At 58.7% G+C, this 13,727-nt stretch carries 12 protein-coding genes and 1 pseudogene; 12 read left to right on the top strand and 1 reads right to left on the bottom strand.

The window, feature by feature from the left end; all coding sequences use genetic code 11:
* Positions 1-40 precede the first annotated feature (40 nt).
* From ampG to OHJ17_RS19575, 7 genes are all read left to right on the top strand, one after another.
* The gene (gene ampG / locus OHJ17_RS19545) at positions 41-1,516 is read left to right on the top strand and encodes a muropeptide MFS transporter AmpG (protein WP_004144673.1); all 1,476 of its coding nucleotides are present in this window, start codon (positions 41-43) and stop codon (positions 1,514-1,516) included.
* 479 nt (positions 1,517-1,995) lie between these two features.
* On the top strand, positions 1,996-2,940 hold the full coding sequence (gene cyoA, locus OHJ17_RS19550; protein WP_002891641.1) for a cytochrome o ubiquinol oxidase subunit II: 945 nt from the start codon (positions 1,996-1,998) through the stop codon (positions 2,938-2,940).
* A gap of 19 nt (positions 2,941-2,959) precedes the next feature.
* Positions 2,960-4,951 carry a cytochrome o ubiquinol oxidase subunit I gene (cyoB, locus tag OHJ17_RS19555; protein ID WP_002891638.1) on the top strand — a complete coding sequence of 664 codons (1,992 nt, stop codon included), beginning with the start codon at positions 2,960-2,962 and terminating at the stop codon, positions 4,949-4,951.
* Positions 4,941-5,552 (top strand): cytochrome o ubiquinol oxidase subunit III, encoded by a 612-nt coding sequence (locus tag OHJ17_RS19560; protein WP_002891635.1) that lies wholly within the window; start codon positions 4,941-4,943, stop codon positions 5,550-5,552. The genes cyoB and OHJ17_RS19560 overlap by 11 nt, the downstream gene beginning before the upstream one ends.
* Positions 5,552-5,881 (top strand): cytochrome o ubiquinol oxidase subunit IV, encoded by a 330-nt coding sequence (locus OHJ17_RS19565; RefSeq protein ID WP_002891634.1) that lies wholly within the window; start codon positions 5,552-5,554, stop codon positions 5,879-5,881. Before OHJ17_RS19560 ends, OHJ17_RS19565 begins: the two co-directional genes overlap by 1 nt.
* 11 nt (positions 5,882-5,892) lie before the next feature.
* A complete protein-coding gene (cyoE, locus tag OHJ17_RS19570; RefSeq protein ID WP_002891629.1) occupies positions 5,893-6,780 on the top strand; it encodes a heme o synthase in 888 nt (295 codons plus the stop codon).
* Positions 6,781-7,029: 249 nt separating this feature from the next.
* Positions 7,030-7,362, top strand: coding sequence for a hypothetical protein (locus OHJ17_RS19575; RefSeq protein WP_004178748.1), 333 nt, complete (start codon positions 7,030-7,032; stop codon positions 7,360-7,362).
* A 39-nt stretch (positions 7,363-7,401) separates the two neighbouring features.
* Here the strand turns inward: OHJ17_RS19575 and OHJ17_RS19580 are convergent, their stop codons facing one another.
* On the bottom strand, positions 7,402-8,160 hold the full coding sequence (locus OHJ17_RS19580) for an IclR family transcriptional regulator domain-containing protein (RefSeq protein WP_002891624.1): 759 nt from the start codon (positions 8,158-8,160) through the stop codon (positions 7,402-7,404).
* 152 nt (positions 8,161-8,312) lie between these two features.
* Between OHJ17_RS19580 and OHJ17_RS19585 the strand changes: the two genes are divergently transcribed.
* The 5 genes and pseudogenes from OHJ17_RS19585 (at position 8,313) to OHJ17_RS19605 (ending at position 13,724) form a co-directional block, all read left to right on the top strand.
* Positions 8,313-9,134, top strand: coding sequence for a shikimate dehydrogenase family protein (locus OHJ17_RS19585; protein WP_020316517.1), 822 nt, complete (start codon positions 8,313-8,315; stop codon positions 9,132-9,134).
* Positions 9,131-10,807, top strand: a complete 1,677-nt coding sequence (locus tag OHJ17_RS19590) for an FAD-dependent oxidoreductase (RefSeq protein WP_023287306.1) — start codon at positions 9,131-9,133, stop codon at positions 10,805-10,807. Before OHJ17_RS19585 ends, OHJ17_RS19590 begins: the two co-directional genes overlap by 4 nt.
* Positions 10,808-10,820: 13 nt before the next feature.
* Complete coding sequence (locus tag OHJ17_RS19595) at positions 10,821-11,141, top strand: NIPSNAP family protein (RefSeq protein WP_002891541.1); 321 nt, start codon at positions 10,821-10,823, stop codon at positions 11,139-11,141.
* A 10-nt stretch (positions 11,142-11,151) separates the two neighbouring features.
* Positions 11,152-12,848: pseudogene (locus OHJ17_RS19600) on the top strand (FAD-dependent oxidoreductase).
* Positions 12,849-12,905: 57 nt separating this feature from the next.
* Positions 12,906-13,724: a sugar phosphate isomerase/epimerase family protein gene (locus OHJ17_RS19605; protein ID WP_023287304.1), complete on the top strand. Its 819-nt coding sequence runs from the start codon at positions 12,906-12,908 to the stop codon at positions 13,722-13,724.
* Positions 13,725-13,727: the final 3 nt, after the last annotated feature.

The raw sequence follows: 13,727 nt of genomic DNA on the forward strand, positions 1-13,727 counted from the left end.
TATCGCGAACCCGGCCTCCGCCGGGTTCGTGCTTTATGCTATGTCCAGTCATTACTTACGCATTTTCCAGCAGCCGAAATCAGCCATTTTGCTGATCCTTGGCTTCGCCTCCGGTCTGCCGCTGGCCCTCACCTCCGGTACCCTGCAGGCCTGGATGACGGTGGAAAATATCGATCTGAAAACGATCGGTTTTTTCTCGCTCGTCGGCCAGGCCTATGTCTTTAAATTCCTCTGGTCCCCGCTGATGGACCGCTACACGCCGCCGTTTCTTGGGCGTCGTCGCGGTTGGCTGTTGACCACCCAGGTATTACTCCTGCTGGCGATCGCGACGATGGGCTTTCTTGAGCCGGTCACCCAATTACGCTGGATGGCGGCGCTGGCGGTGGTGATCGCCTTCTGCTCGGCGTCGCAGGATATTGTGTTCGACGCCTGGAAAACCGACGTGTTGCCAGCAGAAGAGCGTGGCGCCGGCGCCGCGATCAGCGTGCTGGGCTATCGCCTGGGGATGCTGGTCTCCGGTGGACTGGCCCTGTGGCTTGCCGACCGCTATCTCGGCTGGCAGGGGATGTACTGGCTGATGGCGGCGCTGCTGGTACCCTGTATTATCGCCACGCTGCTGGCGCCCGAACCGAGCGACGTTATCCCGGTCCCCAGATCGCTCGAGCAGGCGGTAGCCGAACCGCTGCGCGATTTTTTCGGCCGCAACAACGCCTGGCTGATTCTGCTGCTCATCGTCCTTTATAAGCTTGGCGATGCGTTTGCCATGAGCCTGACCACCACCTTCCTGATCCGCGGCGTGGGATTTGACGCTGGCGAAGTGGGAATGGTGAACAAAACCTTAGGCCTGTTCGCCACCATTCTCGGCGCCCTGTACGGAGGCGTCCTGATGCAGCGGCTGACGCTGTTTCGCGCACTGCTCATTTTCGGTTTGCTGCAGGGGGTCTCTAACGCTGGCTACTGGCTGCTGTCGATTACCGATAAGCACCTCTATTCCATGGCGACCGCGGTATTCTTTGAAAACCTGTGCGGGGGAATGGGGACGGCGGCATTTGTCGCGCTGCTGATGACGCTATGTAATAAGTCGTTCTCCGCCACCCAGTTCGCGCTGCTCTCGGCGCTCTCTGCGGTCGGTCGCGTATACGTTGGGCCGATTGCCGGCTGGTTTGTCGAGGCTCACGGCTGGTCGACCTTCTATCTCTTCTCTGTCGTTGCGGCGGTGCCGGGGATTGCCCTATTGCTGCTGTGTCGGCAAACGCTTGAGCATACCCAACGCACCGCAAGCTTTATGCCGCGTAGCGAGTTCCCGCAGGCCTATGCGCTGGCGCTGGGGATCCTGACACTGGGCTGCCTGCTGCTCGCGGTGTGGCTGGCGCTGCTGATCCTCAACGCGCTGGATTATACGTCGTTCTCCTTCCTGTCCGGCCTGCTGGAGGTTGCCGCGCTCACCGCCGTCGGCGGAATTTTGTTCGGCGGCCTGCTTGACTATCTGGCGCTGCGTAAAACCCGCCTGATTTAAGGATCCAGCATCATTATTAGCCGTTGTAATTACGAAACGTAATTATAACGGCTTATTAACGCTTTTATATTGTCCGCCGCGCTATTTGTTGTTTTGTGCGTTTTTGATTTCTGGAAATTATTGACAGTTTTCGTTCGATTCTTTAAATAATTTAACCGATTCAGCTCCGGGGATTTTATTTTTCGTTTTCACAATGTCTTTTATTTGATAATTAAATGTTAAACAATTGTTCTAATTTGTGGGTGGTTATGCCCATTAGCCGCTAAGCACTCCTTTTCTTATCCCTTTCGTTATCAATCCCGCGAAAATCAGGCTTTGCAAGCGATTAAGTAACACTACGTTACATATGTGACAAACCAAGCAGAAGCCGCTAACACAGAACTGACAGAGATCCAATCATGTTTACAGTAATGCAACCTTACCGTAAAATGCCCATACACTTTAAACGCCACCAGATCCCGTGGAATTGAGGTCGTTCAATGAGACTCAGGAAATACAATAAAAGTTTGGGATGGATGTCATTAATCGCAGGTACTGTATTACTCAGTGGTTGTGATTCTGCACTCCTTGACCCAAAAGGACAGATTGGACTGGAGCAACGCTCTTTGATTCTGACGGCCTTCGGCCTGATGATGATTGTCGTTATTCCCGCCGTCTTGATGGCAGTAGGATTTGCCTGGAAGTATCGCGCGAGCAATAAAGATGCGAAGTATAGCCCGAACTGGTCACACTCCAACAAAGTGGAAGCTGTGGTCTGGACGGTACCTATTCTGATCATCCTGTTCCTGGCCGTTCTGACCTGGAAAACCACTCACGCACTGGAGCCAAGCAAACCGCTTGTCCATGACGAGAAGCCAATCACCATCGAAGTCGTATCGATGGACTGGAAATGGTTCTTTATCTATCCGGAACAGGGTATTGCTACCGTTAACGAAATCGCCTTCCCGGCGAACGTACCGGTACACTTCAAAGTGACCTCTAACTCGGTGATGAACTCGTTCTTTATTCCGCGCTTAGGTAGCCAGATTTATGCAATGGCCGGTATGCAGACTCAGCTGCACCTCATTGCTGACGAAGCTGGTACTTATGACGGTATCTCCGCTAGCTACAGTGGCCCGGGCTTCTCAGGTATGAAGTTCAAAGCGATTGCCACCCCGGATCGGGCGACTTTCGATCAGTGGGTTGCAAAAGCCAAACAGTCTCCGAACTCCATGGACTCCATGGCCGCGTTCGAGAAAGTGGCTGTGCCTAGCGAATACAACAAAGTGGAATATTTCTCTAACGTGAAACCGGATCTGTTCAAAGATGTTGTGAACAAATTCATGTCTCACGAGAGCATGAACATGTCTAAACCTGAAGGCGAGCACGCTGCTCACGACGGGATGGAAGGCATGGACATGAGCCACGCGGAAACCGCTCACTAAGGGGCCGAGGAAGAAAACGATGTTCGGAAAACTTACACTGGATGCAGTGCCCTACCACGAACCTATTATCGTGGTAACGGTGGCTGCGATTATCATTGGGGGACTGGCGCTTCTGGCAGCCATCACTTACTTCGGTAAGTGGTCCTACCTATGGAACGAGTGGCTGACTTCTGTCGACCACAAACGTCTCGGTATCATGTACGTTATCGTGGCAATCGTCATGCTGCTGCGTGGCTTTGCTGACGCCATCATGATGCGTAGCCAGCAGGTGCTGGCTTCGGCCGGGGAAGCCGGCTTCCTGCCGCCTCATCACTACGATCAGATCTTTACCGCCCACGGCGTTATCATGATCTTCTTCGTGGCGATGCCGTTTGTTATCGGTCTGATGAACCTGGTGGTTCCGCTTCAGCTCGGCGCGCGCGACGTAGCCTTCCCGTTCCTCAACAACCTGAGCTTCTGGTTCACCGTTGTGGGCGTGATTCTGGTTAACCTGTCTCTGGGCGTTGGTGAGTTCGCGCAGACCGGTTGGCTGGCCTATCCGCCGCTGTCGGGAATTGAGTACAGTCCTGGCGTAGGGGTTGATTACTGGATTTGGGCGCTGCAGCTCTCCGGTATCGGTACTACCCTGACCGGTATTAACTTCTTCGTGACCATTATCAAGATGCGCGCCCCGGGCATGACCATGTTCAAGATGCCAGTATTCTCCTGGGCATCTCTGTGCGCTAACATCCTGATTATCGCCTCGTTCCCAATTCTGACCGTCACCATCGCGCTGCTGACCCTGGATCGTTACCTGGGCACCCATTTCTTTACCAACGATATGGGTGGCAACATGATGATGTACATCAACCTGATTTGGGCCTGGGGTCACCCGGAAGTGTACATCCTGGTTCTGCCGGTGTTCGGGGTCTTCTCCGAAATCGCCGCGACCTTCTCGCGTAAGCGTCTGTTCGGTTACACCTCTCTGGTATGGGCAACCGTCTGTATTACCGTTCTGTCGTTCATCGTTTGGCTGCACCACTTCTTCACCATGGGTGCTGGCGCGAACGTAAACGCCTTCTTCGGTATTACTACCATGATTATCGCGATCCCGACCGGGGTTAAGATCTTCAACTGGCTGTTCACCATGTATCAGGGTCGCATCGTCTTCAACTCGGCGATGATGTGGACTATCGGCTTTATCGTGACCTTCTCCGTAGGTGGGATGACCGGCGTGCTGCTGGCGGTACCGGGCGCGGACTTCGTTCTGCACAACAGCCTGTTCCTGATTGCGCACTTCCATAACGTTATCATCGGCGGCGTAGTGTTCGGTTGCTTCGCAGGTCTGACCTACTGGTGGCCGAAAGCCTTTGGCTTCACCCTGAACGAAACCTGGGGCAAACGCGCTTTCTGGTTCTGGATCATCGGCTTCTTCGTGGCGTTTATGCCGCTGTACGTGCTGGGCTTCATGGGTATGACCCGTCGTCTGAGCCAGCAGATCGATCCGCAGTTCCACCCGATGCTGGTTATTGCAGCTTGCGGTGCGGCGCTGATCGCCTGCGGTATTCTGTGCCAGCTGATTCAGTTCTACGTGTCTATTCGCGACCGCGATCAGAACCGTGACCTGACCGGTGACCCGTGGGGTGGCCGTACGCTGGAGTGGGCAACCTCTTCTCCACCGCCGTTCTACAACTTCGCTATCGTTCCTCAGGTTCACGAACGTGATGCCTTCTGGGAAATGAAAGAGAAAGGTGAAGCGTACAAACAGCCTGCTCACTATGAAGAAATTCATATGCCGAAAAACAGCGGCGCCGGCATCGTGATTGCCGCCTTCGCTACGGTATTTGGTTTCGCCATGATCTGGCATATCTGGTGGATGGCGATCGCCAGCTTCATCGGCATCGTAGCGACCTGGATTATTAAGAGCTTTGACGAGGACGTGGATTACTACGTACCGGTTGCAGAAGTCGAAAAACTGGAAAAACAGCATTTCGATGAGATTAACAAAGCAGGGCTGAAAAATGGCAACTGATACTCTTGCGCATACTGCCCACGCGCATGAACACGGGCACCATGATACAGGACCGATGAAGGTATTCGGTTTCTGGATCTACCTGATGAGCGACTGCATTATCTTCGCTACGCTGTTTGCTACCTATGCCGTTCTGGTGAACGGCACGGCCGGCGGACCGACGGGCAAAGATATTTTTGAACTGCCGTTCGTTCTGGTTGAAACCGCACTGCTGCTGTTCAGCTCCATCACCTACGGCATGGCGGCTATCGCCATGTACAAAAACAACAAAAGCCAGGTGGTTTCCTGGCTGGCGTTGACCTGGTTGTTTGGCGCCGGATTCATCGGGATGGAAATCTATGAATTCCATCACCTGATCATGGAAGGCTTTGGTCCGGATCGTAGTGGCTTCCTGTCCGCGTTCTTCGCGCTGGTCGGCACCCACGGTCTGCACGTGACCTCCGGTCTTATCTGGATGGCGGTGCTGATGTTCCAGGTTTCACGTCGTGGCCTGACCAGCACTAACCGCACGCGTATCCTGTGCCTGAGCCTGTTCTGGCACTTCCTGGACGTCGTGTGGATCTGCGTGTTCTCGGTTGTCTATCTGATGGGGGCGATGTAATGAGTCATTCTACCGATCATAGCGGCGCTTCTCACGGCAGCGTGAAGAGCTACATGACAGGATTTATCCTGTCCATCATCCTGACGGTCATTCCGTTCGCCATGGTGATGAGTGGCTCCGCCTCGCATGCGGTTATCCTTGGCACCATTCTGGTGACCGCTGTGGTGCAGATCGTGGTACACCTCGTGTACTTCCTGCATATGAACAGCAAGTCCGATGAAGGTTGGAACCTGACCGCATTTATCTTCACCGTAATCATCATTGCGATCGTGGTTGTCGGCTCCATCTGGATTATGTGGAACCTGAACTACAACATGATGATGCACTAAGAGCGGCGAGTATGTTTAAGCAATACCTGCAAGTAACGAAACCAGGCATTATTTTTGGCAACCTGATCTCCGTGATCGGCGGTTTCCTGCTGGCCTCCAAAGGCCACATCGACTATCCGCTGTTCGTCTGGACGCTCCTTGGAGTATCCCTGGTGGTCGCCTCGGGTTGTGTATTCAACAACTACATCGACCGGGACATCGATCGTAAGATGGAACGGACGAAAAACCGGGTGCTGGTCAAAGGGCTGATCTCGCCAGAAGCTTCGCTGGTGTACGCCACCTTGCTGGGTATTGCTGGCTTCATGCTGCTGTGGTTCGGCGCTAACCCGCTGGCCTGCTGGCTGGGGGTGATGGGGTTCGTGGTTTATGTCGGCGTCTACAGCCTGTACATGAAACGCCACTCCGTCTACGGCACGCTGATTGGCTCACTCTCCGGCGCTGCGCCGCCGGTGATTGGCTACTGCGCGGTCACCGGTGATTTCGACAGCGGTGCGGCGATCCTGCTGGCTATCTTTAGCCTGTGGCAGATGCCTCACTCCTACGCCATCGCGATTTTCCGCTTTAAGGATTATCAGGCGGCGAATATTCCGGTGCTGCCGGTGGTGAAAGGCATTTCGGTCGCCAAAAACCATATTACGCTGTACATCGTCGCCTTTGCCGTGGCAACCCTGATGCTCTCGCTGGGCGGCTACGCCGGGTATAAATACCTGGTCGTGGCGGCAGCGGTCAGCGTCTGGTGGCTGGGCATGGCGCTGCGTGGCTATAAAGTGGCCGATGATAAAGTCTGGGCGCGTAAGCTGTTCGTCTTTTCTATCGTCGCCATCACCGCGCTGTCCGTGATGATGTCCGTTGACTTTATGGTGCCGGATTCACATAGTCTGCTGGCTTACGTGAGATAATTACGCACTCCCGTACGATCTAAAGCCCCGTATTTACGGGGCTTTTTCTTTCCTGTTTCATCATCGCTTTCTTTCTCATTTCATACTTCCCTCCCCTCCCCCGTCGCTTTCCCGCTATCTTTCATATCAAAAAATGAGGAAAAATTGAGCCAGTACGCATCGGGCATCACTCGCGCCGCACGGTCCTGCGATGCTACCTTTCGCCGGGGCTCTTGCCCCTTTGGGAAATAATCACTACAAGGAATTGCAATGAAAGAGTTAACACTGAACGAAATGGAGTATATCTCCGGTGGCTTTAATCTGTTCGGCGCAGCCAGCGGCTTCGCCAGCTTTGTCGCCAACTCTGGCGTCGGCTTCACCTCTTTTGTTCTGACCTCCGGCACCGCATTTGCCTCCTTCGTCGGCGACAGCGCGATGGCGTTTGGTTCCTTCCTGACCGGACAGTCAAACTGGGAAACCTTTGTGACCGCCGGAAAGGAAAACTGGGGAAGCTTTGTTAACACCGCCGGCAACAGCTGGAATACTTTCGTGAATAACGCGGCCAGCGACTGGAACACCTTTCTGACCAAAGCGTCGGCCTAAGCGACGTCTATCTTAGGGCAGCGCCACTGGCTGCCCTGTTTAACCCACCAGCATCGCCTGCGCGCTGTAGAGCAGATCGAGGTGATCGCGGCATAACGCTTCCAGCGAAGTGCGCGATTGATGACTGGTCAGACTCAGCGCCCCCCACCAGGTCCCTTCCCTGTCGGTTAACGGCACCGCCAGCACCAGCATGCCAATCTCAAACTCCTGCTCAATGGTGGCGTATCCCTGGCGCCGTACCTGGGCGATTTTCTCCATCAGCGACGCAATATCGGTCACCGTATAGGGGGTACGTTGTTCCCGGGTTATGCGCTGCAGGACGGTCTCACACTCTGCTTCCGGCAGCGAAGCCAGCCACAGTCGCCCCCCGGCGGTACAGAAAATGGGCACCCGCTCCCCAAGCCGCACCGACGTAGAGTTGAACGGCGTATGCCGACTGCGGGCGATATAGACCAGTTCATCTTCATCCACCACCCCCACCGAGGCGTGCTCTTCGGTCCGGCTGGCGATGTATTCGACAATCGGCCGTACCATGCGAGGAAACTGCGCCGAATCGACATAGGCCTGGCCAAGCCGCAGCGTCTTTGGGGTAAGCCAGTAATAGCGCCCGTCGGTTTGCAGATAGCGCTCATGCAGGAGCGTCAGCAGAAAACGTCGCGCGGCGCTTTGCGTCAGGCCGCTCATTTTCGCCGTCTGGGCGACGGTGAGCTTTGGGCAGGTTTTGGAAAAAAGCTGAATTAGCGCCAGCCCTTTTTGTAAACCGACGATCAGATCGCGTGGATGAATGGTGTTTTGCATATTCGCTCACATTTTTGCAACATCATTATCGATTTCCTGCGATTATCGCAGCGTTCGTGCGATTAACAACCGACATGTCCGAATTCTGCGTTGTCGCTCCCAGCTTCCACTGAAATACTTTCACAACATTCATTTAACAAATGAGGTTTGAAATGGTCAGTGGAACTACCCAGGTTGTCGCCGTGATTGGTCATCCGATCGCCCAGGTGAAATCACCGGATAACTTCAACCGCTACTTTGCCGAACAGCACATGGACAGCGTCATGATCCCGGTGGATATCGCCCCGGACGCGGTGGCCGCCTACCTTAACGCTCTGCGCGGCTGGCAGAACATGACCGGCGTGCTGGTGACGGTGCCGCATAAGCAGCGCGCCGCCGCGCTGGTCGACGACCTCACGCCGCGCGCCCGCCGACTCAACGCCGTCAATGTGATCCGCAAGCTGGCGGATGGCCGCCTGCAGGGCGATATGCTGGACGGCGTCGGCTTTCAGCTCGCCGCCGAGGCGCAGGGTTTTCAGCCGGCAGGTAAGCAGGCGCTGCTCTCCGGTTGCGGCGGCGTCGGCAGCGCCATCGCCTGGGGACTGTGCGAGGCGGGGATCCGTCGGCTGGCCCTGCACGATCAAACCCCGGCCACCCGGCAGCGCCTGCATGACCTTCTGGCTGAGGCCTTTCCGGCGGTGCAACTGAGCGCGCTGCCAGACACCCTTTACGGCCTCGATCTACTGGTTAATGGCTCACCGGCCGGCATGGCCGGATTTGATGAGCTGCCTCTACCGCAGGCGCTTCTGGATACGCTCGACAGCGCCACTCATGTGGCCGACGTTGTCACCGCCCCGGTGATGACGCCGTTGCTCACTTTCGCCGCCGCACGTGGTTGCAAAGTACAGACCGGGCCGGAAATGGCGCTGGCGCAGATGAGGCTGATGGGCCAGTTTATCGGCGCCATCCCGCAGGCGCAGGGAGCGGCGGCATGAAGAGCTGGGATGTGATCGTCATCGGCAGCGGCGCGGCCGGTTTTGCCGCCGCGGTCACCGCCTGCTGTAAAGGGCTGTCGGTGCTGATGCTGGAGAAAGCCGGCCAGTTCGGCGGCACCTCGGCCATCTCCGGCGGCGCCGTGTGGCTGCACGATACCGACCAGGCGCGCGCCGAGGGCAAAAGCGGTAGCGCCGAGGCGATGAAAACCTACCTGCGAACCATTATCGGCGAGGGCCAGTACCGCGAAGATCTTGCCGAAGCGTTTGTCAGCGCCGGGCGGGAGGCGCTGGCCTTTCTCGATCGTGAGGGGGCAGTAAAGTACAGCCTGCGTCCGCTCTCGCCCGATTACTATCCGGATGAACCCGGCGCAGTCGACGTCGGGCGCGCGCTGGAGGTGGTGGAGTATGACGGCCGTGAACTGGGGGACGCGTTTCGCGACCTGCGTTCGCCGCCGCCGGGGATGCTGCTGTTTGGCGGGATGATGGTCAACCGCGTCGATATTCAACATTTTCTCGACATGCGCCGCTCGCTGCGCTCCCTGGCCCATTGCACCCGGCTGCTGCTGCGCTACGCCCGCGACCGGGTGAAGTACCCTCGCGGCACCCGCCTGGCGATGGGCAATGCGCTGATAGCCCGCATGGCGACTACGGCGCTGCGTAAAGGCATGAACCTGCGGCTGAATGTCAATGTTCTGACGCTGTGCGAAGCGCAAGGCGCGGTCCGCGGGGTGGAGATTGAATATCAGGGGCAAAGAGAGACGCTGCACGCCCGACGCGGGGTGGTGCTGGCCGCAGGCGGCTTCGCCGCGGGCGCGCTGGCGGCGCGCTATCGGCCGCACACCCGCGAGCATTTCACCATGTCGCCGCCGGCCAACGATGGCGCCGCGCTGCATCTCGCGGCGGCGCTTAACGCTCGCGAGGGAGCCGATCGGGCCTCCAACTTTTTCTGGGCGCCGGTATCGGTGCTGACCCGGGCCGACGGCAGCGAGGAGCGCTTCCCCCATCTGGTAACCGATCGCGCAAAACCGGGCGTGATTGCCGTCAATCAGCGGGCGGTACGCTTCGTCAACGAGTCCAGTTCCTATCACCATTTCGCCAGCGCAATGCAGGATGCAGCGGAAAATGCCCCCTGTTTTTTACTCTGCGACGCCCAGGCGATGAAGCGTTATGGCCTCGGACTGGCGCGCCCGGCGCCGGTCAATAATGACGCCCTGGTCGCCGCTGGCTATCTGCACAAAGCCGATACTCTGGCCGCGCTGGCGCAACAGCTTGGTCTGGATGCCCAAACCCTGAGCGAGACGGTAGCCCGCTACAACCGCGACGCCGCGCAGGGCGTGGATCGGGAATTTGCTAAAGGCGGCAACAGCTATAACCGGGCGATGGGCGATCCGGGCCATCAGCCTGACGCCTGTAATGCCCCCCTGCTCAGCGCGCCGTTCTATGCCATCAAACTTTATACCGGCGATCTGGGGACCTCACGGGGCCTGGTCACCACCGCCGATGCCCAGGTCGTCAATACCGAAGGACACCCCATCCCGGGGCTGTACGCGGTGGGAAACGACATGGATTCGCTGATGGCCGGCACCTATCCGGGCCCCGGCATCACCCTCGGCCCGGGGCTGACGTTTGGCTATCTCGCCGCCTGCCATCTGGCACAACACTCCACCCACTAATCAGGAAAACATCATGATCTACGAAAAACGCACGTACACCATCAATCCGCTGAAAATGGCCGACTGGCTGGCGCTGTACCAAAGCGATGCCCTGGCGGTGCAAACCGACCATCTCGGCCAGCTAATCGGCTTCTTTTTTACCGAGATCGGCGTGGTCAATCAGGTAGTGCACATCTGGGCTTATGAAAGCCTGGACGATCGTCTGGTGCGCCGCGCGCGGATGGCCCAGGACGAACGCTGGCAGACCTTCTCGCGTAAAAATCGCGAACTGGCCGCCGTGGAACGCCTCGAGTCGGTGCTGATGCGCCCCACCGCTTTTTCACCTCTGCAGTAAGGAGTCCAACATGAGCGGGCCTGTGAAGGTGGATGTGCTGGTGGTCGGCTCCGGCGCCGCGGGGCTCTCTGCCGCGGTGACTGCGGCGATGCACGGCGCCAGCGTCATGGTGGCGGAGAAAGCGTCAGTGCTCGGCGGAACCAGCGCCTGGTCCGGCGGCTGGCTGTGGATCCCCCGCAACCCGCTGGCGCGGGCGGAGGGCATCGACGAAGCAGCCGACGCGCCGCTGACCTATCTGCAGCATGAGATGGGGGGCGAAGCCGCCGATATTCGTCTGCAAACCTTCCTGCGTTACGGGCCGGAGATGGTGGAATTTTTCCATCAGCGGACGGCGGTGCAGTTTCTCTCGGGCAGCGCCATGCCGGACTTTCACCCGTCGCCGGGTGCGGCGAACGGTGGGCGGTCGGTCACCGCGCAACCCTACGATGGCCGCCTGCTCGGCGACTGGCTCCATCGCCTGCGTCCGCCGCTGGAAACCATTAGCCTGGGCGGGATGGGCATCGCCGGCGGCGCGGATATGGCGCATTTTTTCAATGCCACCCGCTCGCCGCGCTCCGCGCTGTATGCTGCCCGCCGCCTGCTGCGCCACGGCTGGCAGCGGCTACGCGCCGGACGGGGGCAGCATCTGGTCAATGGCAATGCGCTGGTCGCCCGTCTGCTGCGATCCGCCCTCGACGCCGGCGTGCGTTTTCAGCTCAATGCCCCGGTGGTCCGGCTGCTGCAGGGTCCGCCGGGCGTGTCCGGCGCGGTGCTGCGCAGCGACGGCGGGGAGATTCACGTCGAAGCTGGCGCCGTGGTGCTGGCCTGCGGCGGTTTTCCCCACGATCGCCAGCGGCTGGCGCAGGTGGTGCCTCACGCTGCGGAGGGTTACGGCCATTTCTCCGCCGCACCGCCGGACAATCAGGGCGAGGGGATCAGGCTTGGCGAATCCGTCGGCGGCCAGTTCGACACTTCCCTGCGCCACCCGCTGGCCTGGGCGCCGGTGTCCCGCGTCACTCTGGCCAGCGGCCAGCAGCTAATGTTTCCTCATCTGGTGGAGCGCGCCAAACCCGGGGTGATCGCCGTCCTGCCCAACGGCAAACGTTTTGTTAACGAGGCCGACTCTTATCATGACTTTATCGCCGCCCTGCTGGCGGCCACACCCGCGGGCGACACGCCGCAGGCCTGGCTGCTGGCCGATCGTCGCGCGCTGCGTCGCTACGGCCTGGGCCACGCCAGACCGTTCCCGTTCACTCCCACCGCCTGGCTGCGTACCGGCTATCTGCAGCGAGGAAACACCCTGGCGGAGCTGGCGAAGCAGTGCGCTATCGACGCCAATGCGCTGGCGGAAACCGTTGAACGCTTTAACCACTTCGCCAGCACTGGCGAAGACGTCGATTTTCACCGCGGGGCATCAGCCTATAACCGCGCCCAGGGTGACCATCAGGTGACGCTCGGACCGCTGCGCGAAGGGCCGTTCTACGCGGTGCGCATTCTGCCCGGCTCGCTGGGCACCTTCAGCGGATTGCAAACCGACGAACACGCCCGGGTGCTGGATGAACAGCAGCAGCCGATACCGGGTCTGTACGCCATCGGCAACGACATGTCGAGCGTGATGCGCGGCTATTACCCCAGCGGAGGGATCACCCTCGGGCCCGCCATGACCTTCGGCTATCTGGTGGGTAAAAATCTGGCAAAAAAACAAATATAAACAATAACATATCTTGATTTCCACGAATGGATGCACCCTAACTCTCTTCACCTGCAACTGTACCGGAGCCCTTTATGAACAAGCGTACCCTATCGCTCGCCGCGCTGACCCTGCTCGATGTCCCTCCCCCCGAACAGGTGCGGATTGCGGCCAGAACCGGTTTTACCCACGTTGGACTGCGACTGCTCCCCGCCACACCGACCGACCCGGACTACGACATGCTGGGCGATACCCCGGCCGTCCGGGCGACGCTCGCCGCGTTGATGGAAACTGGCATCCGCGTGTCGGACGTGGAGATCGTCCGCCTGACCCCCGGGTTTACCCTCGACGATCGGCTGCAGCGTTTTATGGAGACCGCCGCGCGTCTTGGCGCCGGACAGGTGTTAGTCGCCGGCAATGATGACAACCTTCAGCGCAGCGCTGACAACCTCGCCATCCTCGCCGCGGCCGGTCGTCCATTTGGGCTGACCATGAATCTTGAGCCGATGCCCTGGACCCAGTTGCGCAACATCGCCGCAGCGCAAGCACTAATCGCCGCCAGCGGGCGGGAAGACATCGGCATTCTGGTGGACGCTCTCCATTTCTGGCGCGCGGGAGAATCGCTCGCCGCCCTCTCCAGCCTGCCCGCGCATCATCTCAACTATATGCAACTCTGCGATGGCGCGGCGCAGAGGCCGGAGAGCGAGCAGGAACTTATCCGCCAGGCCCGCTCGGCGCGCAACGTGCCGGGGGAAGGCGGTCTGGATCTGCATGGTCTGATGTCGGCCCTGCCGGCGACGCTGCCGGTCTCTCTCGAAGTGCCGCTTGACGGCGAGCAAGGCGCCATTCCGCCTCTTCAGCGGGCGCAGTTACTGTTCGATGCCGCGCAGCCCTACCTGCACGCCTGCGCATAAGGA

It is taken from the genome of Klebsiella sp. KP20-425-1 (genome assembly GCF_025813515.1).
In the GTDB taxonomy this organism is placed as follows: Bacteria; Pseudomonadota; Gammaproteobacteria; order Enterobacterales; family Enterobacteriaceae; genus Klebsiella; species Klebsiella pneumoniae.

Coding starts and splice junctions, on each gene's coding strand:
- ampG (WP_004144673.1), top strand. CDS start 41: ATGTCCAGTCATTACTTACGCATTTTCCAGCAGCCGAAATCAGCCATT.
- OHJ17_RS19590 (WP_023287306.1), top strand. CDS start 9,131: ATGAAGAGCTGGGATGTGATCGTCATCGGCAGCGGCGCGGCCGGTTTT.
- cyoB (WP_002891638.1), top strand. CDS start 2,960: ATGTTCGGAAAACTTACACTGGATGCAGTGCCCTACCACGAACCTATT.
- OHJ17_RS19585 (WP_020316517.1), top strand. CDS start 8,313: ATGGTCAGTGGAACTACCCAGGTTGTCGCCGTGATTGGTCATCCGATC.
- OHJ17_RS19580 (WP_002891624.1), bottom strand. CDS start 8,160: ATGCAAAACACCATTCATCCACGCGATCTGATCGTCGGTTTACAAAAA.
- OHJ17_RS19575 (WP_004178748.1), top strand. CDS start 7,030: ATGAAAGAGTTAACACTGAACGAAATGGAGTATATCTCCGGTGGCTTT.
- cyoA (WP_002891641.1), top strand. CDS start 1,996: ATGAGACTCAGGAAATACAATAAAAGTTTGGGATGGATGTCATTAATC.
- cyoE (WP_002891629.1), top strand. CDS start 5,893: ATGTTTAAGCAATACCTGCAAGTAACGAAACCAGGCATTATTTTTGGC.
- OHJ17_RS19565 (WP_002891634.1), top strand. CDS start 5,552: ATGAGTCATTCTACCGATCATAGCGGCGCTTCTCACGGCAGCGTGAAG.
- OHJ17_RS19595 (WP_002891541.1), top strand. CDS start 10,821: ATGATCTACGAAAAACGCACGTACACCATCAATCCGCTGAAAATGGCC.
- OHJ17_RS19605 (WP_023287304.1), top strand. CDS start 12,906: ATGAACAAGCGTACCCTATCGCTCGCCGCGCTGACCCTGCTCGATGTC.
- OHJ17_RS19560 (WP_002891635.1), top strand. CDS start 4,941: ATGGCAACTGATACTCTTGCGCATACTGCCCACGCGCATGAACACGGG.